The organism is Polaribacter ponticola, assembly GCF_026191475.2.
In the GTDB taxonomy this organism is placed as follows: Bacteria; Bacteroidota; Bacteroidia; order Flavobacteriales; family Flavobacteriaceae; genus Polaribacter; species Polaribacter ponticola.
On record NZ_JAOSLC020000003.1, the window covers coordinates 1,443,009 to 1,469,513 of the forward strand.

The following is a 26,505-nucleotide window of genomic DNA, read 5'->3' on the forward strand; positions in this document are numbered from 1 at the left end:
AATTTCATATATTAGTTGCTTATAACATAATTCTATTAATCATTAATCCCCTATAAAATGAGAAAAAAGAATATTCTACAGGATATAATTCTGAGAAAAACTTCAAATTAGATGAAGTTTCTATTATTAATGAATTTATTTATTGGTTTCGAAATTTTTTAGATAGTTCAGAATAAAAGAAAGAAACTCTTACATTGTTAATTACTCCCTTATTTTGTTACTATCTTTCTATTGCGATTTAGTCAATGTTTATGTAGTTTTGCGTGCTTAACAACACAACAAAGAATGAGCACTTCAAAAACAATTAAATCTGCATTAATTTCAGTTTTTCATAAAGATGGTTTAGAACCAATTGTAAAAAAACTAGACGAATTAAATGTAACTATTTACTCTACAGGAGGAACAGAAAAATTCATTAAAGAACTAGGAATAAATGTAGTTCCTGTTGATGAAGTTACCTCTTACCCATCTATTTTAGGCGGAAGAGTTAAAACTTTACACCCAAAAGTTTTTGGAGGTATCTTAAACAGACAAGATAATGAAAGTGATATTGCAGAATTAGCAGAATTTAACATACCACAAATAGATTTAGTAATAGTAGATTTATATCCGTTTGAAAAAACAGTTGCTTCTGGTGCTTCAGAACAAGATATTGTTGAAAAAATTGATATTGGAGGAATTTCTTTAATTAGAGCATCAGCAAAAAACTTTAAAGATACTTTTACGGTTTCTTCTATGGATCAGTATGAAGAATTTTTATCAATTCTTTCTGAAAACAATGGTAAAACATCTATTGGACAAAGAAAGAAATTTGCTGCAAAATCTTTTAATATTTCTTCTCATTACGATACTGCAATCTTTAATTACTTTAATGAAGATGAAGTAGTATACAAAGCAAGTGAACAAACATCTAAAACATTACGTTACGGAGAAAATCCGCATCAAAAAGGATATTTCTTTGGCGATTTAGATGCAATGTTTGATAAGTTACACGGTAAAGAACTAAGTTACAACAACCTATTAGATGTAGACGCTGCAGTAAATTTAATGAATGAATTTAAAGGAGAAGACCCAACATTTGCTGTTTTAAAACATAATAATGCATGTGGTTTTGCACAAAGAAGCACAATTAAACAAGCCTATGTAGATGCTTTAGCAGGAGATCCTGTTTCTGCTTTTGGTGGCGTTTTAATTGCTAATAAAGAAATAGACTTAGAAACTGCAGAAGAAATTCATAAACTATTTTGTGAAGTGGTAATTGCTCCAAGTTATTCTGATGAAGCATTAGCAACTTTAAAAGGAAAGAAAAATAGAGTAATCTTAATTCAAAAAACTACAGAACTTCCTACTCAAAATGTAAGAACTGCTTTAAACGGTTTATTAGTGCAAGATAAAGACGCTATTACTGACAAGTTAGAAGATTTATCTTACGCTACAGATACTAAACCATCAGAAGCTGAGTTAAAAGATTTATTATTTGCATCAAAAATTTGCAAGCACACAAAATCTAACACTATCGTTTTTACAAAAAACAACCAACTATTAGCTAGTGGAACAGGGCAAACAAGTAGAGTTGATGCATTAAGACAAGCAATTGAAAAAGCTACAAGTTTTGGTTTCGATTTAAACGGAGCTGTTATGGCAAGTGATGCATTTTTTCCTTTTCCAGATTGTGTAGAAATTGCAGATAAAGCAGGTATAAAAAGTGTTATTCAACCAGGAGGATCTATTAAAGACCAATTAAGCATAGACTATTGTAATGCCAACAAAATATCTATGGTTATGACAGGAACAAGACATTTTAAACATTAAAATTTTTAACGTTTTAAACAAATTAAATTTACTAAATTTGTAAGGATACATTAAGAACAAAACAAGAAAAATATTTTATGGGTTTTTTCGATTTTATGACTGAAGATATTGCAATCGACTTAGGGACTGCAAATACATTAATAATTCACAACGGTAAAGTGGTTATTGATAGTCCTTCGATTGTTGCTAGAGATAGAACTACTGGCAAAATTATTGCAATTGGTCAAGAAGCAAATTTAATGCAAGGAAAAACCCATGAAAATATTAAAACTATACGTCCGTTAAAAGACGGGGTTATTGCAGATTTTCAAGCATCTGAAGAGATGATTAAAGAGTTTGTTAAAAAAATTCCTTCTATAAAGAAGAAATTATTCCCTCCTGCATTAAGAATGGTTATTTGTATTCCTTCGGGAATTACAGAAGTTGAAAAACGAGCAGTAAGAGATTCTGCTAAGCATATGAACGCTAAAGAAATCTACTTAATTTATGAACCAATGGCAGCAGCTATTGGCGTAGGTATTGATATTATGGAACCTAAAGGAAACATGATTATTGATATAGGTGGAGGTACAACAGAAATTGCTGTAATTGCTTTAGGAGGTATTGTTTGTGATCAATCTGTAAAAGTAGCTGGAGATTTATTTACTAGTGACATTATGTATTATATGCGTACTCAACATAATTTACATGTTGGTGAAACTACCGCAGAAAAAATAAAAATTACTATTGGCGCTGCAACAGAAGATCTAGATACTCCACCAGACGAGATGTTAGTACAAGGTAGAGATTTACTAAGTGGTAAACCTAAACAAGTTCAAGTTTCTTTTAGAGAAATTGCTAAAGCTTTAGACAAGTCTATCCTAAGAATTGAAGATGCTGTAATGGAAACTTTATCTAAAACCCCTCCAGAATTAGCTGCAGACATCTATAATACAGGTATTTATTTAGCAGGCGGTGGCTCTATGTTAAGAGGCTTAGATAAAAGATTATCTCGTAAAACAGATTTACCAGTTTATGTAACTGAAGATCCTTTAAGAGCAGTAGTTCGTGGTACTGGTATTGCCTTAAAAGAACTTAATAAATACAAAAATGTATTAATGAATTAGTATTTTTAAGTTTAACAATGCAACAACTTATTTACTTTTTTCAGAAGTTTAAATATTTTCTATTTTTTTTATTATTGCAATTAATTGCACTTATTCTTACGTTTAATAACCTGAATTTTCATAAAAGTAAATTTGTAAATTCGGCTAATTCTGTTACAGGTGGCTTATACTCTAAAGCGTCTAACATTTCAGAATACTGGAATTTAAAACCCGAAAACAAACTTTTATCGGAAGAAAACAATCGCCTAAAAAACCTCTTAGAAAAGAATATTTCTATAAGTTTTAATTCAGATTCTACAGTTATAGATTCTTTAATTTACAAACAAAGGTATACATATACAAGTGCTAAAATTATAAACAACAATTACAGTAAGCAATTTAATTTTTTAACTATAAATAAAGGAAAAAACCAAGGGATTGGAAGAGAAATGGCAATAATTAATAGTAAAGGAATTATAGGTTTTACAGATAATATAAGTAATAATTACGCTAGAGTACAATCTATTTTAAATAAAAATAGCACAATTAACGCTCGTTTAAAACATAGTAATTATTTTGGTACTTTAGGATGGGATGGGAAAGATTATAATATAGTTCAACTTTCTGATATTCCAAGACAAGCCCCATTAAAAGTTGGCGACACGATTGAAACTGGAGGAAAATCAACCATTTTTCCTGAAGGTATTTTAATTGGTACCATTTCTAAAATAAACAAAGGAAATTCTGCTGACAACAAAGTAGATGTTACCCTTTTTAACGACATGAGTAATTTAGGATATATCTATGTTGTAAAAAACCTTCATAAAGATGAAATTAAATTATTAGAAACTCAAAATGAATAAACCACTAAACATGGTCTTCTTATTTATATTCCTGCTTTTTCTGCAGGTTTTTGTGTTGAATAATATTTTGTTTTTAGATTTTATTAATCCCTATTTATATATAACCTTTGTTTTTTTATATCCTTTAAAAGAGAATAGAATACCATTTCTTTTCTTTAGCTTTTTACTCGGATTATTTGTAGATTTCTTTTCCGATTCAGGAGGGATTCATGCTTTTTCAATTTTATCTATTGCATATTTAAGATTATTTTTTGTAAAAGTTTATTTTAGAAAAGTAACTGCAGATTATCCTTTCTTTAAATTAAAATCAGAGTCTTTTGGTAAAATATTTAACTACGTTGTAACTTTAACAGTAATTCATCACCTAATCTACTTTTCTTTTGCTAATTTTAGTTTTCATAATTTATCTAACGTATTCTTAAACACACTTTTTTCAAGTATTTTTACGTTAACCTTATATTTTTTAGGAACTTATATTTTTACTAAAAGCAAATAATGCAGAGAAGTTTTTTACTTTATTTTCTAATAACCCTTGTTGGAGTGGTTTTTATTGGTCGTCTTTTCCAACTTCAAATTATAAAAGGTGAAACTTACGACCCAATACATAATGCTGCAGTAAAAATTGAGTATGATTACCCAGAACGTGGTTATGTTTATGATAGAAATGGCAAACTATTAGTTGCTAATCAACTCTCTTATGATGTTATGGTGCAACCAAATCAAGTAAAACCATTAGATACTTTAGAATTTTGTAAATTACTTAAAATTGATAAAGAAGATTTTATAAAACGGTTTAAAAGAGCCAAAAGGTACGCATCTTATTTACCTTCTGTATTTTTAAAACAACTCGCTAAAGAAGATTTTGCATTCCTACAAGAAAAGATGCATAAGTTTAATGGTTTTTATATTCAAAAAAGAATTATAAGAGATTATCCTATAAAAGCTGCAGCCAATGTTTTAGGTTATATTGGAGAGGTTAATGAACAAAAAGCTAAGAAAAGTGATTATTATCAACCCGGAGAATTAGAAGGTAAAGAAGGGGTAGAAAGACAATATGAGGATATATTAAGAGGGAGAAAAGGAAAAAAATATTTACTCAGAAATCGATTTAATAAAGTTACAGGTTCATACAAAAACGGAATTAACGATACATTACCAGAAAATGGTAAAGATCTAACTTTAACTTTAGATATCGACTTACAATTATACGCACAACAATTAATGAAAGGAAAGCGTGGAGGAATTGTAGCTATTGAACCTTCTACAGGTGAAATTTTAGCTCTTGTTACTGCTCCTTCTTACGATCCAAATATGCTTGTTGGAAGAAAACGTTCTAAAAACTCTATTATTCTAATGGACCAAAACAATCCAGAAAAACCTACTTACGATAGAGGTTTAATGGGAGCATACCCTCCTGGATCTCCTTTTAAAATGATGAATGCCCTTATTGGATTGCAAGAAGGTGTTATTTCTAATCAAACTTATTTTAAATGTTTTGGAGGGTATAGATATGGTAGTAGAGCTAATGAATTTATGAAATGTCATTGTAATATTTACAATTCTCCTATAAGGTTAAAAACAGCCATTGCTAAATCTTGTAACAGCTATTTCTCTGGAACTTATAAGAGAATTGTTGAGAAAGATAAAAAACCATCTGAAGGACTTGATAATTGGAACAGACATGTAACTAGTTTTGGTCTAGGTAATTATTTAGGTTACGATTTACCTGCTGGTCAAAAAGGTTTTATTCCTAATGGAAAGTATTATGACGATAGAAATAAATATACTTGGAATGCATCTACAAACATTTCTAATGCAATTGGTCAAGGAGAAGTACTAACTACACCAATTCAGTTAGCTAATTTTACTGCTGCAATTGCAAATAGAGGTTATTTCTACACGCCACATATCGTTAAAAAAATTGATTCTAAAATTATAGATAATCCAAATTACACTGTTAAAAAACAAACAACTATAGAAAGAGAACATTTTAAACCAGTAATTGAAGCAATGCACGAAGTATTTAAAACCGGTACTGGTATGTGGAGTCAAGTTAAAGGCATTGAAATATGTGGGAAAACTGGTACAGCAGAAAATTCTATTAAAATGGTAGATGGTATTAAAATACAGGCAGAAGATCATTCTATATTAGTTGCCTTTGCCCCAAAAGACAAACCTAAAATTGCATTGGCTGTATTTGTAGAAAACGGTGGTTATGGGTCTACAATTGCTGCTCCTATTACTAGTCTATTAATAGAAAAGTATATAAATGGTAGTATTTCTGAAAGAAATAAGTATCGAGAACAGAGTATGTTAAATATGAGTTTACAAGAAATTTACAACCTACAAATACCAAAATCTAAAGAATTTGCGTCAGGAACGAAATAATATTTTTGCAGGCATAGATTGGATTTTAGTTTTCCTTTACATCGCTTTAGTTGGCTTTGGCTGGTTAAATATATTTGCAGCATCTAAAACTGAAGAAAATAATCAAATTTTAGATTTTTCTACCAAGTATGGAAAACAAATTCTTTGGATAGGATTTAGTTTTCCATTAATTATTGGGATTCTATTTTTTAATTCTAAATTTTACGAAAAATTTGCAAGTGTACTTTATATAATTTCTATACTTTCTTTAGTGTTATTATTCCCTTTTGGTAAAGAAATTAATGGCGCCAAATCTTGGTTTAATTTTGGAGCTATGAGCTTACAACCATCAGAATTTGTAAAAGCTTGTACTGCCCTAGCAGTAGCTAAACTCTTAAGTGATAGGCAATACAATTTTAAGCTTGTTAAAAATCAAATTAAAGCATTTATAATCGTTTTTTTTCCAGCTTTTTTAATCACCTTACAACCAGATGCTGGTTCTGCACTTATTTACTTATCCTTCTTTTTTGTATTAAATAGAGAAGGTTTAACATTAAATTATATTCTTTTAGGTGTTACCTTAATTACATTATTTATTCTCACTATCTTTTTTGGAGCAAGTAATATGATTATTTCACTTTTTATCGTTATTTCTCTAGCAACTGCATACCTAATACGCAAAGGAGGTAAAAGGTTTTTTAGGTTTAATTGGCATAAAGTTCTAGGAATTTATCTTGTAGTTGGGCTTTTTGTTTTTGGTACTGGTTTTACTTATAATAATATTTTTAAACAACATCACAGAGACCGCTTTGAAGTTTTATTAGGTTTAAAAATCGATAATAAGAATATTGGATATAATTCTCATCAATCTGAATTAACCATTAGTTCTGGTGGATTTTTTGGAAAAGGCTTTTTAAAAGGAAATATTACGCAAGGCGATTTTGTACCCGAACAACATACAGATTACATATTTAGTACCGTAGGAGAAGAATGGGGGTTTTTAGGAACCTCTATTGTTGTCATTTTATTTATGCTTATGATGTATCGAATAATTTATTTATCTGAAACACACTCAAATAAATTTGGTAGAATTTACGGCTACGGATTAGCTTCTATACTATTTTTTCATGTTATTGTAAATATCGGTATGGTTATTGGCTTATTACCTACAGTTGGAATACCATTACCTTTTTTTAGTTATGGAGGTTCTTCTCTATGGGGATTTACAATTTTACTTTTTATATTTATTAGATTAGATGCTCATAAAGATTACGATTGGTAAAATTACCTCTCTCGTATTATAAATATCATTTTAAGGCCTTTTATTAAAAACTTAATAAAAGCGAAAGAATCGACCTAAAAATATTTTCAAAGCTTTATCTTTAAAAGAGTTATAATAAACTTAAAAATAATTTTACAAAGTTAACGTCGTAATATGTATTTATCTAGAATAAAAAAACTTAAGTAATAGATATCACTTAAGTTTAAAACAATAAAAACTCTGAATTTTCATTCAGAGTTTTAAAAATTTTTTAAATTTTAAATCCTTACAATGCAGCAACGTGCTTTGTTAATTGAGATTTTAAATTAGCAGCTTTATTTTTATGGATAATGTTTTTCTTTGCTAATTTATCTAGCATAGAAATTACATTCCCTAATTTACCTTCAGCATCTTTTTTATCTTCAACCGCACGTAAGTCTCTTACAGCATTACGTGTAGTCTTATGTTGATACTTGTTAAGTAACCTTTTAGCTTCGTTACTTCTAATTCTTTTTAAAGCTGACTTATGATTTGCCATAATTCTTAATTATTAGTTTTTTATATTAAAACTTTGTAGTCCGTACGGGAATCGAACCCGTGTTACATGGATGAAAACCATGCGTCCTAACCCCTAGACGAACGGACCATAACAATTAAAGAATGAATTAAATACGCTTCAATTGCGGGTGCAAATATACACCCTTTTTTTACTTCTGCAATTATTTTTTAAAAAAATTCATTTTTTTAATTATTAATATGCTTTTGCAAAAAGAACCCTTTTAGTAGAAGGATTTCCTGTTAAAACACAGACTCCTGTCTCTTCTTTTGCGTCATTAGGAATACATCTTATAGTTGCTTTCGTATATTCTTTTATTCTATCTTCTGTCTCTTCCGTTCCATCCCAGTGTGCAGAAACAAAACCTCCTTTTTTAATTGCTTTTTTAAATTCTTTAAAATCATCAACTACAGTTGTATATTCTTTTCTGTAATTAATAGCTTTAGAAAACAAGTTTTCTTGAATTTCATCTAAAAGTTGTTCGATATAAATAACTAAACCATCCTGAGAAACTGTTTGCTTCTCAAAAGTATCTCTTCTTGCTACTTCTACAGTATTACTTTCTAAATCACGACTACCAATTGCAATTCTTACTGGAACCCCTTTTAATTCATATTCCGCAAATTTTGCGCCAGGTCTATAAGTATCTCTTGTATCAAACTTAACAGAAATACCTTTTTCACGAAGTTCTTTAACTAAAACATTTATTTTTTCTGAAATAGCTTCTAATTGTTCATCACCTTTGTAAATTGGCACAATAACAACTTGAATAGGAGCTAATTTTGGAGGTAATACTAATCCATTATCATCTGAATGAGTCATAATTAACCCACCAATTAAACGTGTAGAAACACCCCAAGAGGTTGCCCAAACATATTCCTTTTTTCCTTCTTTAGAAGTAAACTTAACATCAAAAGCTTTAGCAAAATTTTGTCCTAAAAAATGACTTGTACCTGCTTGTAAAGCCTTACCATCTTGCATTAAAGCCTCAATAGTATATGTATCTTCTGCTCCTGCAAAACGCTCACTATCAGACTTAACCCCCTTAATAACAGGCATAGCCATAAAATTTTCTGCAAATTCTGCATAAACTTCTTGCATTTGTCTTGCTTCAACTACAGCTTCATTTTTAGTTGCATGTGCAGTATGACCTTCTTGCCATAAAAATTCTGCTGTTCTTAAAAATAAACGAGTTCTCATTTCCCATCTTACAACATTTGCCCATTGATTTATTAATAATGGTAAATCTCGGTGAGATTCAATCCAACCTTTATAGGTGTTCCAAATAATAGCTTCAGATGTTGGTCTAACTACTAACTCTTCTTCTAATTTTGCCTCAGGATCTACTCTTAACTTCCCTTCATTATCTGGGTCATTTTGTAAACGGTAATGTGTTACAACTGCACATTCTTTAGCAAAACCTTCAGCGTTTTTTTCTTCAGCCTCAAACAAACTTTTAGGTACAAATAATGGAAAATATGCATTTTCATGCCCTGTTTCCTTAAACATTCTATCTAATTCTGCTTGCATTTTTTCCCAAATAGCATAACCATAGGGTTTTATAACCATACAACCTCTCACTGCTGAGTTTTCAGCTAAATCAGCTTTTACAACTAATTCGTTATACCATTTAGAGTAATCATCTTCTCTTTTTGTTAACTTCTTGCTCATATTCTTTACTTTGGCACAAATATTGTTATATTTAAAGTGAAATTTTTGTTAAAAACAATTCTTATTCACTGAAACGTTACAAAACTACTATAATTTAGTGTTTTTAGGGCAAAATTTCCATAATAAAAAAGCATCCATTAAAACATCTCTTTATGAAACTACTCTATAAAAATCTAAACTCTAGTAAACTCTTCTTTTTTATTACTGTTAATTTACTTTTGATTTCTTGCGGAACATACCAAAGTGTTTATAATGATGATGGTATTTATGATAATGAAACAGAAGTTAGAGAGAAAAAGAAGGTAATTGTAGTAAATGAAGAAGAATATAATGAGTATGAAGAGAATTATTTTTCTAAAGAACTAGAAAGATTGCAATCTCTAAGTAGTTTCGATATTTTTACTGATGTTGATTCTTATAACTCAGATGATGATGATATTGATATTGATAATAATATAGAAGATGAAAATATAAATTACAGCACTAACCAACCTTGGGGATATGAAGATAATGATGTAGTTATTAACATTAATTACAACAGAAACCCATATTGGGCATACAACAACTGGGGTTTTTATGATTATTGGGGATACAATAATTGGAGATATGATTATTGGGGTTATAACAATTACTGGGGACACAACCCATATTGGCACCCATACCACTCAGGCTATACTTGGAATTTTGGTTATAATAATTTTTACTATGGCTCTTCATATTACTACAATAGACCTTGGAACAACTATAGATATAACAGAAATTACACTTACGGTAGAAGGTTAGCTTACAATAACACTTACAATAGAAACACAAATTCTAGATACACAAGAAGAACAACTACTAACACCAGATTAAGTAAAAATAGTGTAAGAAATAACAAAAGGTACAGAACAAATGGAGTTAAACCTTCAAGGAATACAAAATCTACTAAAAACACAAGAGTAACCAGAAACAATAGAACTTACAGAAACACTCGTAACACAGGCGGAGTAAAATCTGGTAGAAATATTAAAATTAGGAGAAATTCTAACTATACTAAAAAAAACAATTCTTCTACTCAAAGAAGAGATAGCTATGTTCCAAGAACTAGGAGGAGTTCTACTAGAAGTTCATCTTCTAACATGTCTAGAAACAATAACACGAGTAACTCATCTACTAGTAGAAGCAGAAGTTCTTCATCTTCAAGTAGAAAAAGAAGAAACTAAAAACACTCTTAAAATCTTTTGAAAATGAAAAAAATATTCACTATAGCGGCATTGTTCGCAGCAACACTTATGTCTAATTCCCAATCATTAGGCTACCAAGATTTAGGTATATTATTCTCTCAAGACACCCAAAATGGTTCAGCTCGTTTTACTGCTCTGAGTGGAGCTTTTGGTGCGTTAGGTGGAGATATTTCTGCAATAAATGTAAATCCTGCTGGAATTTCAGTATTCAAAAACAGCATATTTACTGGTACTTTTAACTCTAGAAATACAGAGATAACCACAAACTATTATGGAAATTCTAGAACCAATCAAGATCAGTTTATAAACTTATCTCATGCCGGTGCTGTTTTAGTTTTTGACAGCGCTTACAGTAACGAATGGAGTAAATTTGCTATTGGTTTCAACTATAGAATAACTAAAGATTTTAATGAAGATTTTTCGATACAAGGAAATAGTGGTATTGCTACATTTACAGAATATCCTTTAGACAATAACTCACCTACTTTTTTGTATAACATAGCAGATGAACAACGTTTTTCTAATACTACTTCTGGTGAATTAAGTGAATTAAATATTGGCTTTTCTTCTGTATATCAAAACAAACTACATGTAGGCTTAGCATTAAATTTTTATGACTTAAATTTTAGTCAACAATCAACCTTAACAGAATTTAATAGTGATGCTAATGGAAATGAACTCGATGCAAATTTATATCAAGAAAATTTTACAACTGGAACTGGTTTTTCATTAAATGCTGGTTTTATTTATAAAGCTCATCAAAATTTTAGATTTGGATTATCATACCAAACTCCAACTTGGTTTACAGAAATCATAGAAGAAAGTAATATTATAAATAACGATGGCTTTAATGGAGATACAGAAATTGTAGTAAGTAATGATAACTTAATATACGACAATACAGCTGGTGGTTATTTTCCTTCACAACAACTATTATACCGCCTAAAAACACCAAGTAAATTAACTGCCAGTGCCGCATTAATTTTTGGAAAAAACGGATTATTAAGTTTCGACTATACTAATAAAAGCTATAGTAAAATTAAACTTTCTGGCGCTGATTTTTCTTCTGAAAATCAATCTTTTCAAAACAACTTTAAAAATACAAATAATTTTAATGTAGGTACTGAGTGGAGATTTGATAGATTAAGTGTTCGTGCTGGCTATAGATTTGAAGAAAATCCTAATAAATTAGCAGTAGAGACTAACAATATAGAAGCTTATTCTTATGGAATTGGTTATAATTTTGGCAATTTTAAGTTAGATTTTTCTTATAGTGATAATAATAAAACCTCTACTTACAATATGTATCCGGGTTTTAATGTAAAGGCTACAAATTTAACAATAGACAATAGCGTATTTACAACAACTGTAACTATAAGCTTATAGCTATAAGTTTATTCTATAATTAAGACTCTGTATATATAAAACATACGGAGTCTTTTTTATTTCAATTCAGTTTTTTGCCGTAATTTTGCAACTCATTTTAAGATTATGCAAGAGACTAAAATTACAATACAAGAAACTACAAACGAAACAATATTAAAATTTAATAGTACTAAAATTTTAATTAACGGTGGAAGTTATGAGTTTTCTAACATAGACGAAGCTAAAAACTCACCATTAGCACAACAATTATTTTACTTACCGTTTGTTAAAAAAATATTTATTACAGCAAATTTTATTGCTATTCAAAGATTTGATATTGTTGAATGGATTGATGTACAAGACGAAGTAGCAGAACAAATAGAAGCCTATATTAGTGCTGGAAATGTCGTTGTAAACGAACAAACTTCATCAACTAAAAAAGAAGCTATTGAAGTATATGCAGAGGTTACTCCTAACCCAGCAGTAATGAAGTTTGGAACAAACAAGGCTTTAACACAAACTGATGTTGAATACAAAAACATCGATGAGGCAAGTAAATCTTCTCCCTTAGCTCTTGCTATTTTTAACTTTCCTTTTGTAAAAGAAGTTTTTATTTCTGATAATTATATTTCTGTAACAAAATATGAAATGGTTGAGTGGAAAGAAGTTTTTGCTGAAGTAAGAACTTTTATTCGCGAATATCTAGTTGAAGGCAAAACTATTATTAAGGAACTACCAAATGAAGAAAAATCTCAATTTACAGAAAAAAATGAAGAACCTAAAGTAGTATTAGAGGGAATTCCTGCTCAAATTGTAGATATTTTAGATGAATATATTAAACCAGCTGTAGCTGGTGATGGAGGTAATATTGCTTTTAGATCTTATGACGAAAAGAACAAAATTGTTAGTGTTGTTTTACAAGGCGCTTGTAGCGGATGCCCTTCTTCTACTGCAACTTTAAAAAACGGTATTGAAACTTTATTAAAAGACATGTTACCGAATCAAATTAACGAAGTAATAGCAATTAACGGATAAAAAATGTCAGCAGAAAAAATTAACCCATACAAAGATTCAAATTTAGGTAAGAAAGAACAAGTTGCTCAAATGTTTGATAACATTTCTGAAAACTATGATGGCTTAAACAGAGTTATTTCTTTAGGTATTGATGTAAAGTGGCGTAAAAAAGTTGTTAAAATTGTTGGCAAAAACAATCCTAAACAAATTTTAGATATTGCTACAGGAACGGGTGATTTAGCTCTAATGATGTCTGCATTAAAACCAGATAGAATTGTTGGTTTAGATATTTCTGCCGGAATGCTAGAAGTAGGAAAACAAAAAATTGCTAAAGCCAATTTATCTAACAAAATAGAAATGATTGTTGGCGACTCTGAAGAAATGCCTTTTGAAGACAATACTTTTGATGCTATTACCGTTTCTTTTGGAGTTCGTAATTTTGCACATTTAGACAAAGGAATTAAAGAAATTTCTAGAGTATTAAAACCTACAGGTGTTTTAGTTATTTTAGAAACCTCTAACCCAACTAAATTCCCTTTTAAACAAGGTTATAAGTTTTACACTAATTTTATACTACCAATTATAGGAAAGCTCTTCTCTAAAGATAAAGTAGCTTATTCTTATTTATCAGAATCTGCAAATTCTTTTCCTTTTGGTGAAGCTTTCAACAATATTTTACAAAAAAACGGGTTTACAAATACAGAAGATACCCCTGTAACTTTTGGAGTTGCAACAATATATACTGCAAGTAAATAATAATGAATAAAAAAGTATTCCTTTTTGGCGTTTTTATAATGATTTCTAGTCTTTTTTATGCGCAAAGAGAACGTGTAGAAAATTTACCTACTTTCGATAAAAAGAAATTACGTTATGGGTTTTACCTAGGCTTAAATCAAAATGATTTTAAACTAAACTTAAGAAATAGTAATATTTCTAATGCAAATATTACAGTTGAACCTACTTCTGGTTTTAATGTTGGCTTAATAGCAGACTTACGTTTACATAAAAATTTAAACCTACATTTAGAACCTGGTTTAGTTAGTAACTCTAAAAATATATATTTTAATCATTTAGACACAAAACAAGATAGTGTTAGAGAAATAGGCTCTACATACCTACACATACCATTACTTTTAAAATTTAGTACCGATAGATATAAGAATATTCGACCATACTTATTGGGTGGTATTTCTTATGATTATAATTTTTCTAGTAACGAAGCTAATCAAGATGATAACTCTGCAGGACAATTTAGAATGAAAACACACAACTTTATGTATGAAGTTGGTATTGGAGTTGATATTTATTTATATTTCTTTAAATTTTCTCCTTCTATTCGCGGAGTATTTGCTATTAATAATGAAATAAAATATGATGATGATGCGAATAGTAAATGGACTGCACCTGTAAATTACATGGGAACTCGTGGGGTTTTCTTAAATTTTTCTTTTCAGTAAACGCTATATTAAAGCCCTCGTTTAAACTCACTTAGCAAAATAGCTGTTGCGGTTGCTACATTTAAACTTTCTGTTTGTTGAGTTTTACCAAATCTAGGGATTGAAATTTTGTTTTTAATCAATGTTTTAACTTTATCAGAAACTCCATTTGCTTCATTTCCCATAATTAGAATACCCTCTTTCGGTAATGTAGTCTTGTAAACATTTTCACCATCCATATCTGCTATAAATGTTGGCAAATTGCTTTCTTTTAAATACGATTCTAAGTTCGTATACTTTACAGAAATTCTTGTTAATGATCCCATAGTAGCTTGTACTACTTTTTGATTATAACAGTCTACAGTATCTTTAGAACATACTAATTGAGAAACACCAAACCAATCGCATAAACGAATTATTGTTCCTAAATTCCCTGGATCATTCACTGCATCTAAAACAACAGAAAAACCTTTATTTTGAAGTGATTTTTCTTCTGGAATTTTAAACAATCCTAAAACCTTATTAGGTGTTTTTAGATTGCTTATTTTTTGTAAATCACTTTCGGCTATTCTAATAATCTTCTTAGAAGATATACTATTATTATAATCATCAGTAGCAAATAACATTTCAACTTTAAAAGTAGAATTTAGTAATTCGTTTACGACTTTAACACCTTCTGCAATAAATAAATTATGCTTTTGCCTATACTTTTTTTGAGTTAAACTTGTTATGATTTTAAGTTGATTCTTTGAGATGCTCATTTATTGTATGTAAATAATAATAAACCGTTGAAAAATACTATTTTTGATTTTCTTTGTAGTGCTAAAATAATGAAAAAACTTTCGTCCTATTTCTTATTAATAACCTTTTTGGTATCATGTAATTCTACAAAACATGTTACCGATGAAGATCACATGCTTACAAATAACTATTTTTTAATAGATAGTGTAAAAACAAATGCTACAGAGCTACAAAAATACGTTTTACAAAAACCAAATGCACGTTTTTTAGGATTACCTTTAGGTTTATATTTTCACAATATAGGTAACCATAACAAACCAAATACTCCTTCTAAATGGGCTATTAAAAACCCAAGATCTTACAACTTTGTAAAAAATATTTTTTCAGAAAAACAAAGTATCGCCTATGCCAATTCATTTATTAATTTAAACAAATGGTTTTTAAGCTACAAAGCCCCAGAAATAATAAATGACATTAAAGTTAATCGAACAGCAAATAATTTATCTGCATATTACAAAACACAAGGATATTTTAAATCGTCTGTAAATACTAAAACAGTAAAAGATTCAATAAACAAAAAAGCTTCGGTAACCTACTTTATAAATAAAGGTAAGCCCACAACTTTAGATACTATAAATATTAAAATTTCATCGCAAGTTTTAGACTCAATTTATAATGAATCTGGACTCGAAACACTTCTAAAGAAAAATGAGCAATACAAAGATCAAACTTTTAGAAATGAAGCTAACAATGTTGTAAAATTATATAGAAACAAAGGGATTTATAATTTTTCTGAATCTGCAATTGGTTTTTACGTAGACTCAACAAGAACAGACTATAAAACAAATGTTGATTTTTTAATCTCCTCGAACAGATTAATAGAAAAAGATGGTCGTTATGTAGAAAAACCATATAAAGTACACACAATAAAAGAAGTTAACGTAATTACCGATTACTCTTTTAACAAGAGAGAAGCTAAAATTAAAGATTCTATAACTTACGAAGGAATAAACTTTTTAGCTTATAACAAAGTAAAGTACAACCCCAAATATTTGTCACAATCTATTTTCTTAAAACCTAATAGCATCTACAAAGACACCCTAAACAACCTAACTCGTTCACATTTAAAATCTTTAAAGAATTTTAAATCAACAAATATTAAATTTTCTACAGCTCCTGGAACAGATGATGAATTGATTATGGATATTTTTTTAGCTCCTTTAGAAAAATACACTTTAGGGCTAGATACAGAGTTAACACATTCCAATATTAGAAATATCGGAACTTCAGCAAAATTTTCTATATCAAATAGAAATGCTTTTAAAGGTTCCGAATTATTAAAAATGTCTCTCTTAGGATCTTGGTTTAATGCAAATAATGGACCTGGTTGGGAAATTGGAGCAGATATCTCTATAGAAATCCCAAGGTTTGTAGCTCCTTTTGGCTTAAGCAAATTTGTACCAAAAGAAATGTCTCCAAGAACGTTATTCTCTTTTGGTTCTAGTTTTCAAAAAAATATAGGTTTAGACAGACAAACTTTTACAATACTTACAGATTACAAATGGCAATTTAATAAGAAGAAAACAATACAATTAGAAATATTTAACACTCAATATGTTAAGAACTTAAATGTTGGCAGTTTTTTTAACATATATAGTTCTGAGTATACTAATTTAAACTCTGTTGCTAAAGTTTACTATAGCGATCCGAATAAAGTTTTAGAGATTCCAACAGAAGCTGTTACTTTTATGAATACCGTTTCTAATGATTCTAATTTTCAGGCGTCTAATTCAGAAGAATACAATACTGCAACTAACACCCTTAATAGATATAATATTATTACATCCGATTTTTTAATTCCAGTAATTGCATATTCCTTTACATACAATAATCAAACAGATTTTAAAGACAATAATTTTTCTTTCTTTAAAGCAAGAGTAGCTAATTCTGGTAATATTTTAGGATTACTCTCTAAAAATAAGAATGCAAATAACAAGAAAACACTTTTAAGAATTCCCTTAGCTCAATATTTTAAAACAGATATTGAGTATAAAAAATTCTGGGACATTGGTAAAGGAAATTCAGTATTTGGATTTAGATCTTTTTTAGGCGCAATTATGACTTACGATAACTCTGCTATACCATTCACAAAAAGTTATTTTGCTGGTGGGTCTAATGATATAAGAGCGTGGCAAACCTATGAGTTAGGTCCTGGAAGTAGAAATTCTGGTTTGGAATTTAACACAGGTAGTTTTAAATTTTTAACTAGTGTAGAATATAGATTTGATGTTTTTAGCAAACTAAAAGGAGCTTTTTTTGTTGATGCTGGTAATATTTGGGATATTTCTGGTTCGAGTTTTGTAGAAAACGATGCAAAATTTAATGGTATATCATCTCTAAAAGATATTGCAGTAGGTTCTGGTTTTGGTGCTCGATTAGATTTTAACTTTTTAATTTTACGTTTAGATGTTGGCTTTAAAACATACGAACCTTATTTAAATAATAGTAAATGGTTTAAAAACTATGATTTTACCAATGCCGTTTATAATGTAGGAATCAACTATCCATTCTAATAAAAACAGTATTCTAAATCTAAAACGTTTTCGTTACTTTATTCAGTTTCAACATTCTTAAATTACTATTTTTTAGTACTTTTGAAAAGTAAACATCTATAAAAAATAAAAAATGAGTCATAATATTAAACCTGGAGTAGCAACAGGAAAAGAAGTTCAAGAAATTTTTAAATTAGCAAAAGAGAAAGGGTTTGCTTTACCAGCTGTTAATGTTGTAGGTTCAAATACTATTAATGGTGTTTTAGAAACTGCAAGAGATTTAAATGCGCCTGTAATTATACAATTTTCTAATGGTGGTGCTCAATTTAATGCAGGAAAAGGTTTATCTAATGAAAACCAAAAATCTGCAATTGCAGGAGGTATTGCTGGAGCAAAGCATATACACTTATTAGCAGAAGCTTATGGTGTTCCTGTTATTTTACATACAGATCATGCAGCAAAAAAATTATTACCTTGGATTGATGGATTATTAGATGCATCAGAAAAACATTTTGCAGAAACTGGAAAACCTCTTTATAGTTCTCATATGATTGATTTATCTGAAGAACCAATTGAAGAAAATATAGAAATTTGTAAAACTTATCTAGCTCGTATGAGTAAAATGGGTATGACTTTAGAAATTGAACTTGGTATAACAGGTGGTGAAGAAGATGGTGTAGACAATTCTGATGTTGATGTATCTAAATTATACACACAACCAGAAGAAGTTGCTTATGCTTATGAAGAGTTAATGAAAGTTTCTCCTCAATTTACAATTGCAGCAGCATTTGGTAATGTACATGGTGTTTATAAACCAGGAAATGTAAAATTAACTCCAAAGATTTTAAAAAATTCTCAAGAGTTTATCACAAAAAAATATGGTGTTGAAGAAAATCATATCGATTTTGTTTTTCATGGCGGATCTGGTTCTACTTTAGAAGAAATTAGAGAATCTATTGGTTATGGTGTTATTAAAATGAATATTGATACAGATTTACAATTTGCTTTTACAGAAGGAATTAGAGATTATATGCAAGGTAAAGCGGAGTATGTAGCAACTCAAATTGGTAACCCTGAAGGAGCAGACAAACCAAATAAAAAATATTACGACCCAAGAAAATGGTTACGTGAAGGTGAAGAAACTTTTAAATCTAGATTAAAACAAGCGTTTGCAGATTTAAATAATGTAGACACTTTATAGGTTACTATAATAAGAAGTAAAAAGGCATTTTGATAGATTTCAAAATGCTTTTTTTATGCTTAAAAACGAGAAAATAAAAAAGAATCGTTTAAAGAAAATTTATAGTTCATAAAAAACTTTTACATTTGTCTCTACATTTTATTATTTTAGATGTAACAAAATTAAATAAGAAACAAAAAATAAACTAACTATGAGTGCTTGGTTTAAACGTAAAGATAAAGGGATTCAGACTCCTACAGAAGACAAAAAAGACACTCCAAAAGGTCTTTGGTACAAAACTCCTAGTGGAAAAATCATTGATACAGAAGAGTTAAAAAAGAACTTATATGTAAGTCCAGAAGATGGGTATCATGTAAGAATTGGTAGTAAAGAGTATTTCGAATTGTTTTTTGATGACAATAAATTTAAAGAATTAAATGAAAGTTTAACTTCTAAAGATCCTCTTAAATTCGAAGACACTAAAAAATACCCAGATAGACTAAAAGCAGCTCAAGAGAAAACAAAATTGAATGATGCCGTTAGAACTGCAGTTGGAAAATCTTTAGGTAAAGATTTAGTAATTGCTGCTATGGATTTTGCTTTTATTGGTGGATCTATGGGTTCTGTAGTAGGAGAAAAAATTGCTAGAGCAATTAATTACTCTATTGAGCAAAAAATACCTTTTATGATGGTTTCAAAATCTGGAGGAGCTAGAATGATGGAAGCTTCGTTATCATTAATGCAGTTAGTTAAAACATCTGCAAAATTAGCACAATTGGCAGAAGCTAAAATTCCTTATATCTCATTATGTACAGACCCAACAACGGGTGGTACAACGGCATCATATGCAATGTTAGGTGATATTAATATTGCAGAACCAAACGCATTAATTGCTTTTGCAGGACCTAGAGTTGTAAAAGACACAACAGGTAAAGAATTACCAGAAGGGTTTCAAAAATCTGAATTTGTTTTAGAACACGGTTTTTTAGATGCGATATACAAGCGTAAAAACTTAAAAAAACAAGTAAACCTGTATATCGATTTAATACAGAACATACCTGTTAGAGCTTAAGAAAAACATAAAAAAGAACCGCAAATAGAAAGTTTTTATTCAAAAAAATAATTATATATTTGCAGCTTCAATGAAAACGTCATTGATATACATAATAATCATTTAAATAATATTGGAATGTATTTAACTAAAGAAGTAAAAGAAAGCATTTTCGAAAAACACGGTAAAGGTAAAAACGATACTGGTTCTTCAGAAGGACAAATTGCTTTATTCACACACAGAATTAACCACTTAACTAAGCATTTAAAGAAAAATCGTAAAGATTTTAACACTGAGCGTTCATTAGTAATGTTGGTAGGTAAGCGTAGAAGCTTATTAGATTATTTAAAGAAGACTGATATTACAAGATATCGTGCTATCATTAAAGAATTAGGAATTAGAAAATAATTCTTACAAAAAAGAGGCTCTATAAACGTGCCTCTTTTTTATTACATTAAATTTAAAGTCTGATTTTAACAACATCAGCAAAATATAAAAAATCAAGAATCTTAACAAAATTCTTGTATTTCCATTGCAACAACAGACAACAACACAACAACAACAAACAATTAAAAATTATAATTAAATTTTATGATTCCAAAAGTATTTAACGAGGTAATAGACCTTGGAGATGGAAGAACCATCTCATTAGAAACCGGTAAGTTAGCAAAACAAGCACACGGTTCGGTTGTTGTTCAAATGGGTAAAGCGATGTTATTATGTACTGTAGTATCTAGCTACAAAGCAGGAACAGTAGATTTTTTACCATTAACGGTAGATTATAGAGAAAAATTTGCTGCTGCAGGTCGTTATCCAGGTGGTTTTTTCAAAAGAGAAGCTAGACCAAGTGATGGAGAAGTATTAACAATGCGTTTAGTAGACCGTGTTTTACGTCCATTATTCCCAAAAGATTATCATTCTGAAGTACAGGTAATGATCCAATTAATGTCTCATGATGAAGATGTTATGCCAGATGCATTAGCAGGTTTAGCAGCATCAGCAGCTATTCAATTATCAGATTTCCCTTTCGAATGCCCAATTTCAGAAGCACGTGTTGCTAGAGTAAATGGAGAATTTGTAATTAACCCAAGTAGAGCGCAATTAGCAGAATCTGATATCGATATGATGATTGGAGCTTCTGCCGATTCTGTAATGATGGTTGAAGGTGAAATGGATGAGATTTCTGAAGAAGAAATGGCAGAAGCTATTAAGTTTGCACATGAAGCAATTAAAGTACAGTGTGCTGCTCAAGTTCGTTTAGCAGAAGCTTTTGGTAAGAAAGAAACAAGAGAATACGAAGGAGAAAGAGAAGATGAAGAATTAGCAGCTAAAATTAACGAATTTTGTTACGACAAATGTTATGCAATTGCTAAAAAAGGAACTTCTAAAGTAGAACGTACAACTGCTTTTGCAGAAGTAAAAGAAGAATTAAAAGCTTCATTTACTGAAGAAGAATTAGAAGATTACGGAGATTTAGTAAGCAAATACTTTAACAAATCTCAAAAAGCGGCAGTTAGAGAATTAACTTTAGCAGAAGGTTTACGTTTAGACGGGCGTAAAACTGATGAAATTAGACCAATTTGGTGTGAAGTAGATTATTTACCATCTACACATGGTTCATCAATATTTACTCGTGGAGAAACACAAGCATTAGCAACTGTAACTTTAGGAACTTCTAGAGATGCTATTAAAATAGATATGCCATCTTATGAAGGTGAAGAAAACTTCTATTTACACTATAACTTCCCTCCTTTTTGTACGGGTGAAGCTAGACCATTAAGAGGAACATCTCGTAGAGAAGTTGGTCATGGTAACTTGGCTCAACGTGGTTTAAAAGGAATGATTCCAGATGATTGCCCATATACAGTAAGAGTTGTTTCTGAAGTATTAGAATCTAACGGTTCTTCTTCTATGGCAACTGTTTGTGCTGGTACAATGGCATTAATGGATGCAGGTGTAAAAATGACAAGACCGGTTTCTGGTATTGCAATGGGATTAATTTCTGACGGAGATCGTTACGCAGTTTTATCTGATATTTTAGGTGATGAAGATCACTTAGGAGATATGGACTTTAAAGTAACTGGTACTTCTGAAGGAATTACAGCATGTCAAATGGATATTAAAGTAAAAGGTCTTTCTTACGAAATTTTAGTAAATGCACTAAAACAAGCAAGAAATGGTCGTTTACATATTTTAGGAAAATTAACGGATACAATTGCTGATGCAAACGAAGAAGTTAAAGCACACGCTCCTAAAATGGTAAACAGAAGAATACCTAATGAATTAATTGGTGCATTTATTGGACCAGGAGGTAAAAACATTCAAGAATTACAAAAAGAAACAGAAACTACAATTGTAATTACTGAAGACCCTGTTACTGAAGAAGGAATTATTGAAATTCTTGGAACTAAGCCAGAAGGAATTGAAGCAGTTATTGCTAAAATTGAATCTATGCTGTTTAAACCTGAAAAAGGTTCTGCATACGAAGTAAAAGTAATTAAAATGTTAGATTTTGGTGCTGTAGTAGAATATACAGAAGCTCCAGGAAACGAAGTTTTATTACACGTATCTGAATTAGCTTGGGAACGTACAGAAAACGTAACTGATGTAGTAAACATGGGTGATGTTTTTGATGTAAAATACTTTGGTGTTGACCCAAGAACTCGTAAAGAAAAAGTTTCTAGAAAGGCATTGTTACCAAAACCCGAAGGTTTTGTAGCAAGACCACCAAGAGATGACAAACGTTCTGGAGGACGAGATAACAGAGGTAGAGATAATCGTCGTGACGATAGAAAACCTAGAGCCCCAAGAAAAGAAGATTAAAAATTTATTTTTTTAAAAATACCTAACCTGTTTAGTTTAAAACTAAACAGGTTTTTTTTAAAAAAACTAATAATAATTGTAATCGAAAAAGAACGATATTTTTTCTATTAGTAAAATTAAAAATCGCTAAGCTATTTGGCGATTTTTTTTATGCTTTTTTGTTTCTTTGCCTAAAGCATAATTTTTACCGAAAAATTTATATTTTACATATTTGAAAATTCAAAGAATTACATATTTATCTTTAGGAACAAATCAAGGAAATAAGCTCGAAAACTTACAGAATGCAATTCATTTAATTGCAGAAAAAGTAGGGGCAATTCTAAAAATATCTTCTATTTACAAAACTGCTTCTTGGGGATTTGAAAGTGAGGATTTTTATAATAATTGCGTAAAAGTTAAAACCTATCATTCTCCAGAAAAATTAATGAGTATTCTATTGAATATAGAGAACCTTTTAGGTAGAAAAAGGAAAGACTCGATTGGTTATTCTGATAGAAATATTGATATCGATATTTTACTTTTTGATGACGAAGTTATATTTTCCAAGACTCTTATTGTTCCGCATCCAAAAATGCTTGATCGTAAATTTGTAATGATCCCTTTGGTAGAAATAGCTAATCATACATTACATCCCATTGAGAAAAAAAGCTATCCATTTGTTTAGAACAATGTACAGATACTTCTAAAGTATCTTTAATCAAAGAGCAATTAAAAAGACCAATTCCTATTTCTGAAAAATATAATTATATAGCTATTGAAGGGAATATAGGAGCAGGAAAAACTTCACTAGCTAAAATGATGTCTGATGAGTTTAATGCAAAATTAGTTTTAGAACGTTTTGCAGATAACCCTTTTTTACCTAAGTTTTACGAAGACAAAGAAAGGTATGCATTTCCTCTAGAAATGAGTTTCTTGGCAGATCGTTATCAACAATTGTCTGATGATTTAGCTCAATTAGATTTGTTTAAAAACTTTGTAGTTTCTGATTATTACATCTTTAAATCGTTAATTTTTGCTCAAATAACTCTGCAAAAAGATGAATATCTATTATATAGAAAAATGTTTGATTTAATGTATAAAGAAATTACGAAACCAGACTTGTATGTTTATCTATATCAAAATACAGATAGACTCTTACAAAACATTAAAAAACGTGGTAGAGATTATGAGCAAAATATTGAATCTTCTTACTTACAAAAAATTCATGATGGCTATAAAAATTTTATAAGTACACAACAAGACCTAAACATCTTAATAATAGATGTTTCTGAAATTGATTTTGTAAACAATTATAATGATTATGAGTTTATAATCAATAAAATAAAAAATGCTTAAAAGCCTATTTTTTAAGTTCTAATTTTTCCGCAAAGTATTCGCAAAAATCCCTCATTGTTGCTCCCATTTTAGCATCGTCAGTTGCTTTTTCAAAAGAATTTGCCATAGAAACTAATGTTTGATGATAAAATTGCTTCATTTCATCTACTGGCATATCTTTTGTCCATAAATCCATTCGCAAAGTATCTTTTTGCTTATGATCCCAAACAGAAATCATAACTGCCTTAGAAGGTTCATTTTCTATTCCTCCATCTTTTGCAGACCAAGAAATTTCTTCAGGAACCTTATTCTCATCTAATCCTATTTTAAAATTTATTTCAGAGTTATGTTGAACAGCCATTACTTTTTTGGTTTATATTTAGATTTATTAAATAAATCTGATTCATTTTTTATTAATAACTCTTGCAAAGATACATCATTATGTTTCATATAAGACCTTACAATTTGCCAACCTACCCAAACCCCTATTTTTCCGGGAGACAAATTATCTTGCTCCATATAAAACTTAGAAAAAGGAGCATTCTCTAAAAACCTCTTGTTTAACTTAGTATCTGTACTAAACAACAATTTTTTATCGATAAAATATTTCCAAATCTGTTCTTCATTCCCAATTGCCCAATTCAATTTTTCTTTAGTAAAACCAATTTTCTCAAAATCAGAAACTAATGGTAAATACAAGTCAAGTAAATACATTTTTTTACCTTCATGTATCATTTTACCTATAAAACTTCTATTTTTAGAAAAGTAAACTTGTTTATCTATAATAGACTTAGCAACATCTACAGCTATATGATTAATTGTATTACTCTCTTTTATATATTTAGGATAATCTCCATAAAAAGGATGACTTTTTCCTAAATACAGATCCAAAGAAATTAATAATAAGGTATCTGCATAAATAATTCTATTTTCATAATCTAAGTTTGTTAACATAGTTACAACATTAGGCTCTTTAAAATTAGAATTGTAATATTTAAGATGTTTAAAGAGTAAACTTAGTTGGTTTTCTAATAATGAAAAATCTTTATAAACTTTCTGACTCTCTTTAAACAGCTCTTGCTCTTGTTTATCTTTAATTTTTACTAATGATGAACTATCTGTATACTCTTTTGGAAACAAATATGGATATTTATTTTTTACATTTATCAATGTTTTTGTATTTGCATTATAAAAATCTACCTCATATCTTTTTACCGAAAAATCTACATTTATAGTAGAAACATCAATTTGGGTTGTTTTTTTATCAGTACAAGAAAAAAACACTGCTAAAACCATTAAAACTATAAATAAAAACCTCATATTCTTTGTATCTTAGTCTTTGAATTTAAGAACGATAAAAATACTAAAATAGTTTATCAATGAACACTGAAAAAGTAGCGGAGTATATAATAAATTGGTTAAAAGAATATGCAACTAATGCAAAAGTTAATGGTTTTGTTGTTGGGGTTTCTGGAGGTATTGATTCTGCACTAACTTCAACCTTATGTGCAAAAACAGGTTTACCAACACTTTGTGTAGAAATGCCTATCCACCAAGCCAAAAGTCAGGTTTCAAGAGCAGAAGAGCATATTAAACAATTAAAAAAACAATTTAATAATGTAACCGAGGTTAGAACTGATTTAACTTCTACTTTCGAAGAATTTAAAAATATAGTTCCTAAAGTTAACAACAAAGCTAAAGTAGATTTATCTTTAGCAAACACACGAGCTAGATTAAGAATGACATCTTTATATTATTTAGCAGGTATTCATGGTCTTTTAGTGGCAGGAACAGGAAACAAAGTAGAAGATTTTGGTGTTGGTTTTTATACAAAATATGGTGATGGTGGCGTAGACTTAAGTCCGATTGCAGATTTAATGAAATCGGAAGTATATGAACTATCTGCCTATTTAGGAGTTCCAAATTCTATACAAGAAGCGCAACCTACAGACGGTTTATTTGGAGACAGCAGAACTGATGAAGACCAGATTGGAGCTTCTTACGATGAGTTAGAATGGGCTATGAAAATGCAAGATCAAGGAAAAAAAGTTAATGATTTTTCTGGAAGAGAAGAAGAAGTTTTTAAAATTTACAATAGATTAAATACTATTAATCAACATAAAATGGTTGCTATTCCAGTTTGTGAATTACCTCTAGGTTTAAAGTAAATTAGCAGAAATCATAAGTT

22 protein-coding genes, 1 tRNA gene and 1 pseudogene are annotated in these 26,505 nt (G+C 29.6%); 18 read left to right on the forward strand and 6 right to left on the reverse strand.

Annotation, left to right across the window (positions count from 1 at the left end; translation table 11 throughout):
* The first annotated feature begins 285 nt into the window (after positions 1-285).
* The 6 genes from purH (at position 286) to rodA (ending at position 7,409) form a co-directional block, all read left to right on the forward strand.
* The gene (gene purH, locus N5A56_RS11685) at positions 286-1,812 is read left to right on the forward strand and encodes a bifunctional phosphoribosylaminoimidazolecarboxamide formyltransferase/IMP cyclohydrolase (RefSeq protein ID WP_265725610.1); all 1,527 of its coding nucleotides are present in this window, start codon (positions 286-288) and stop codon (positions 1,810-1,812) included.
* A gap of 77 nt (positions 1,813-1,889) precedes the next feature.
* The gene (locus N5A56_RS11690; protein WP_265725611.1) at positions 1,890-2,918 is read left to right on the forward strand and encodes a rod shape-determining protein; all 1,029 of its coding nucleotides are present in this window, start codon (positions 1,890-1,892) and stop codon (positions 2,916-2,918) included.
* Positions 2,919-2,935: 17 nt separating this feature from the next.
* The gene (gene mreC / locus N5A56_RS11695; RefSeq protein WP_265725612.1) at positions 2,936-3,760 is read left to right on the forward strand and encodes a rod shape-determining protein MreC; all 825 of its coding nucleotides are present in this window, start codon (positions 2,936-2,938) and stop codon (positions 3,758-3,760) included.
* A gap of 52 nt (positions 3,761-3,812) precedes the next feature.
* Positions 3,813-4,256 carry a hypothetical protein gene (locus N5A56_RS11700; RefSeq protein WP_274270426.1) on the forward strand — a complete coding sequence of 148 codons (444 nt, stop codon included), beginning with the start codon at positions 3,813-3,815 and terminating at the stop codon, positions 4,254-4,256.
* Complete coding sequence (gene mrdA, locus N5A56_RS11705) at positions 4,256-6,148, forward strand: penicillin-binding protein 2 (protein WP_265725614.1); 1,893 nt, start codon at positions 4,256-4,258, stop codon at positions 6,146-6,148. The genes N5A56_RS11700 and mrdA overlap by 1 nt, the downstream gene beginning before the upstream one ends.
* The gene (rodA, locus tag N5A56_RS11710; RefSeq protein ID WP_265725615.1) at positions 6,129-7,409 is read left to right on the forward strand and encodes a rod shape-determining protein RodA; all 1,281 of its coding nucleotides are present in this window, start codon (positions 6,129-6,131) and stop codon (positions 7,407-7,409) included. The genes mrdA and rodA overlap by 20 nt, the downstream gene beginning before the upstream one ends.
* A gap of 265 nt (positions 7,410-7,674) precedes the next feature.
* Here rodA and rpsT read toward each other — a convergent pair whose 3' ends face one another.
* The 3 genes from rpsT to proS form a co-directional block, all read right to left on the reverse strand.
* Entirely contained in the window at positions 7,675-7,926 is a 252-nt protein-coding gene (rpsT, locus tag N5A56_RS11715) for a 30S ribosomal protein S20 (RefSeq protein ID WP_265725616.1), read from the reverse strand.
* Positions 7,927-7,962: 36 nt separating this feature from the next.
* Positions 7,963-8,034, reverse strand: a tRNA-Glu gene (locus N5A56_RS11720).
* A gap of 105 nt (positions 8,035-8,139) precedes the next feature.
* Positions 8,140-9,615, reverse strand: a complete 1,476-nt coding sequence (proS, locus tag N5A56_RS11725; protein ID WP_265725617.1) for a proline--tRNA ligase — start codon at positions 9,613-9,615, stop codon at positions 8,140-8,142.
* 152 nt (positions 9,616-9,767) lie between these two features.
* Between proS and N5A56_RS11730 the strand changes: the two genes are divergently transcribed.
* The 5 genes from N5A56_RS11730 (at position 9,768) to porT (ending at position 14,677) form a co-directional block, all read left to right on the forward strand.
* Entirely contained in the window at positions 9,768-10,820 is a 1,053-nt protein-coding gene (locus N5A56_RS11730; RefSeq protein ID WP_265725618.1) for a hypothetical protein, read from the forward strand.
* Between the two features lie 24 nt (positions 10,821-10,844).
* Positions 10,845-12,227 carry an OmpP1/FadL family transporter gene (locus N5A56_RS11735; RefSeq protein WP_265725619.1) on the forward strand — a complete coding sequence of 461 codons (1,383 nt, stop codon included), beginning with the start codon at positions 10,845-10,847 and terminating at the stop codon, positions 12,225-12,227.
* Positions 12,228-12,332: 105 nt separating this feature from the next.
* Positions 12,333-13,241: a NifU family protein gene (locus tag N5A56_RS11740; RefSeq protein WP_265725620.1), complete on the forward strand. Its 909-nt coding sequence runs from the start codon at positions 12,333-12,335 to the stop codon at positions 13,239-13,241.
* A gap of 3 nt (positions 13,242-13,244) precedes the next feature.
* On the forward strand, positions 13,245-13,976 hold the full coding sequence (gene ubiE / locus N5A56_RS11745; RefSeq protein WP_265725621.1) for a bifunctional demethylmenaquinone methyltransferase/2-methoxy-6-polyprenyl-1,4-benzoquinol methylase UbiE: 732 nt from the start codon (positions 13,245-13,247) through the stop codon (positions 13,974-13,976).
* Positions 13,977-13,978: 2 nt separating this feature from the next.
* Positions 13,979-14,677 carry a type IX secretion/gliding motility protein PorT/SprT gene (gene porT / locus N5A56_RS11750; protein WP_265725622.1) on the forward strand — a complete coding sequence of 233 codons (699 nt, stop codon included), beginning with the start codon at positions 13,979-13,981 and terminating at the stop codon, positions 14,675-14,677.
* Positions 14,678-14,685: 8 nt separating this feature from the next.
* Here the strand turns inward: porT and N5A56_RS11755 are convergent, their stop codons facing one another.
* Positions 14,686-15,417, reverse strand: coding sequence for a TrmH family RNA methyltransferase (locus N5A56_RS11755; protein ID WP_265725623.1), 732 nt, complete (start codon positions 15,415-15,417; stop codon positions 14,686-14,688).
* Positions 15,418-15,486: 69 nt separating this feature from the next.
* On the opposite strand from N5A56_RS11755, the gene tamL reads away from it, so the two are divergent.
* The 6 genes and pseudogenes from tamL (at position 15,487) to folK (ending at position 24,338) form a co-directional block, all read left to right on the forward strand.
* Positions 15,487-17,970, forward strand: a complete 2,484-nt coding sequence (gene tamL, locus N5A56_RS11760) for a translocation and assembly module lipoprotein TamL (protein WP_265725624.1) — start codon at positions 15,487-15,489, stop codon at positions 17,968-17,970.
* Between the two features lie 112 nt (positions 17,971-18,082).
* Complete coding sequence (gene fbaA / locus N5A56_RS11765) at positions 18,083-19,150, forward strand: class II fructose-bisphosphate aldolase (RefSeq protein WP_265725625.1); 1,068 nt, start codon at positions 18,083-18,085, stop codon at positions 19,148-19,150.
* Positions 19,151-19,340: 190 nt separating this feature from the next.
* On the forward strand, positions 19,341-20,201 hold the full coding sequence (gene accD / locus N5A56_RS11770) for an acetyl-CoA carboxylase, carboxyltransferase subunit beta (RefSeq protein ID WP_265725626.1): 861 nt from the start codon (positions 19,341-19,343) through the stop codon (positions 20,199-20,201).
* A gap of 117 nt (positions 20,202-20,318) precedes the next feature.
* Positions 20,319-20,588 (forward strand): 30S ribosomal protein S15, encoded by a 270-nt coding sequence (gene rpsO / locus N5A56_RS11775; RefSeq protein ID WP_265725627.1) that lies wholly within the window; start codon positions 20,319-20,321, stop codon positions 20,586-20,588.
* 183 nt (positions 20,589-20,771) lie between these two features.
* A complete protein-coding gene (locus N5A56_RS11780) occupies positions 20,772-23,003 on the forward strand; it encodes a polyribonucleotide nucleotidyltransferase (RefSeq protein ID WP_265725628.1) in 2,232 nt (743 codons plus the stop codon).
* Positions 23,004-23,214: 211 nt separating this feature from the next.
* Positions 23,215-24,338, forward strand: a pseudogene (folK, locus tag N5A56_RS11785) (2-amino-4-hydroxy-6-hydroxymethyldihydropteridine diphosphokinase).
* A gap of 4 nt (positions 24,339-24,342) precedes the next feature.
* Here folK and gldC read toward each other — a convergent pair.
* The gene (gldC, locus tag N5A56_RS11790) at positions 24,343-24,678 is read right to left on the reverse strand and encodes a gliding motility protein GldC (RefSeq protein ID WP_265725629.1); all 336 of its coding nucleotides are present in this window, start codon (positions 24,676-24,678) and stop codon (positions 24,343-24,345) included.
* The gene (gene gldB, locus N5A56_RS11795) at positions 24,678-25,637 is read right to left on the reverse strand and encodes a gliding motility lipoprotein GldB (RefSeq protein ID WP_265725630.1); all 960 of its coding nucleotides are present in this window, start codon (positions 25,635-25,637) and stop codon (positions 24,678-24,680) included. The genes gldC and gldB overlap by 1 nt, the downstream gene beginning before the upstream one ends.
* Before the next feature lie 59 nt (positions 25,638-25,696).
* Between gldB and nadE the strand changes: the two genes are divergently transcribed.
* Positions 25,697-26,485 carry an NAD(+) synthase gene (gene nadE / locus N5A56_RS11800; RefSeq protein ID WP_265725631.1) on the forward strand — a complete coding sequence of 263 codons (789 nt, stop codon included), beginning with the start codon at positions 25,697-25,699 and terminating at the stop codon, positions 26,483-26,485.
* Positions 26,486-26,505: the final 20 nt, after the last annotated feature.

What these genes read in the sequence shown, in the direction of transcription:
- purH (WP_265725610.1), top strand. Translation starts at nt 286, where the DNA reads ATGAGCACTTCAAAAACAATTAAATCTGCATTAATTTCAGTTTTTCAT.
- N5A56_RS11690 (WP_265725611.1), top strand. Translation starts at nt 1,890, where the DNA reads ATGGGTTTTTTCGATTTTATGACTGAAGATATTGCAATCGACTTAGGG.
- mreC (WP_265725612.1), top strand. Translation starts at nt 2,936, where the DNA reads ATGCAACAACTTATTTACTTTTTTCAGAAGTTTAAATATTTTCTATTT.
- mrdA (WP_265725614.1), top strand. Translation starts at nt 4,256, where the DNA reads ATGCAGAGAAGTTTTTTACTTTATTTTCTAATAACCCTTGTTGGAGTG.
- rpsT (WP_265725616.1), bottom strand. Translation starts at nt 7,926, where the DNA reads ATGGCAAATCATAAGTCAGCTTTAAAAAGAATTAGAAGTAACGAAGCT.
- proS (WP_265725617.1), bottom strand. Translation starts at nt 9,615, where the DNA reads ATGAGCAAGAAGTTAACAAAAAGAGAAGATGATTACTCTAAATGGTAT.
- N5A56_RS11730 (WP_265725618.1), top strand. Translation starts at nt 9,768, where the DNA reads ATGAAACTACTCTATAAAAATCTAAACTCTAGTAAACTCTTCTTTTTT.
- N5A56_RS11735 (WP_265725619.1), top strand. Translation starts at nt 10,845, where the DNA reads ATGAAAAAAATATTCACTATAGCGGCATTGTTCGCAGCAACACTTATG.
- N5A56_RS11740 (WP_265725620.1), top strand. Translation starts at nt 12,333, where the DNA reads ATGCAAGAGACTAAAATTACAATACAAGAAACTACAAACGAAACAATA.
- ubiE (WP_265725621.1), top strand. Translation starts at nt 13,245, where the DNA reads ATGTCAGCAGAAAAAATTAACCCATACAAAGATTCAAATTTAGGTAAG.
- porT (WP_265725622.1), top strand. Translation starts at nt 13,979, where the DNA reads ATGAATAAAAAAGTATTCCTTTTTGGCGTTTTTATAATGATTTCTAGT.
- N5A56_RS11755 (WP_265725623.1), bottom strand. Translation starts at nt 15,417, where the DNA reads ATGAGCATCTCAAAGAATCAACTTAAAATCATAACAAGTTTAACTCAA.
- tamL (WP_265725624.1), top strand. Translation starts at nt 15,487, where the DNA reads ATGAAAAAACTTTCGTCCTATTTCTTATTAATAACCTTTTTGGTATCA.
- fbaA (WP_265725625.1), top strand. Translation starts at nt 18,083, where the DNA reads ATGAGTCATAATATTAAACCTGGAGTAGCAACAGGAAAAGAAGTTCAA.
- accD (WP_265725626.1), top strand. Translation starts at nt 19,341, where the DNA reads ATGAGTGCTTGGTTTAAACGTAAAGATAAAGGGATTCAGACTCCTACA.
- rpsO (WP_265725627.1), top strand. Translation starts at nt 20,319, where the DNA reads ATGTATTTAACTAAAGAAGTAAAAGAAAGCATTTTCGAAAAACACGGT.
- N5A56_RS11780 (WP_265725628.1), top strand. Translation starts at nt 20,772, where the DNA reads ATGATTCCAAAAGTATTTAACGAGGTAATAGACCTTGGAGATGGAAGA.
- gldC (WP_265725629.1), bottom strand. Translation starts at nt 24,678, where the DNA reads ATGGCTGTTCAACATAACTCTGAAATAAATTTTAAAATAGGATTAGAT.
- gldB (WP_265725630.1), bottom strand. Translation starts at nt 25,637, where the DNA reads ATGAGGTTTTTATTTATAGTTTTAATGGTTTTAGCAGTGTTTTTTTCT.
- nadE (WP_265725631.1), top strand. Translation starts at nt 25,697, where the DNA reads ATGAACACTGAAAAAGTAGCGGAGTATATAATAAATTGGTTAAAAGAA.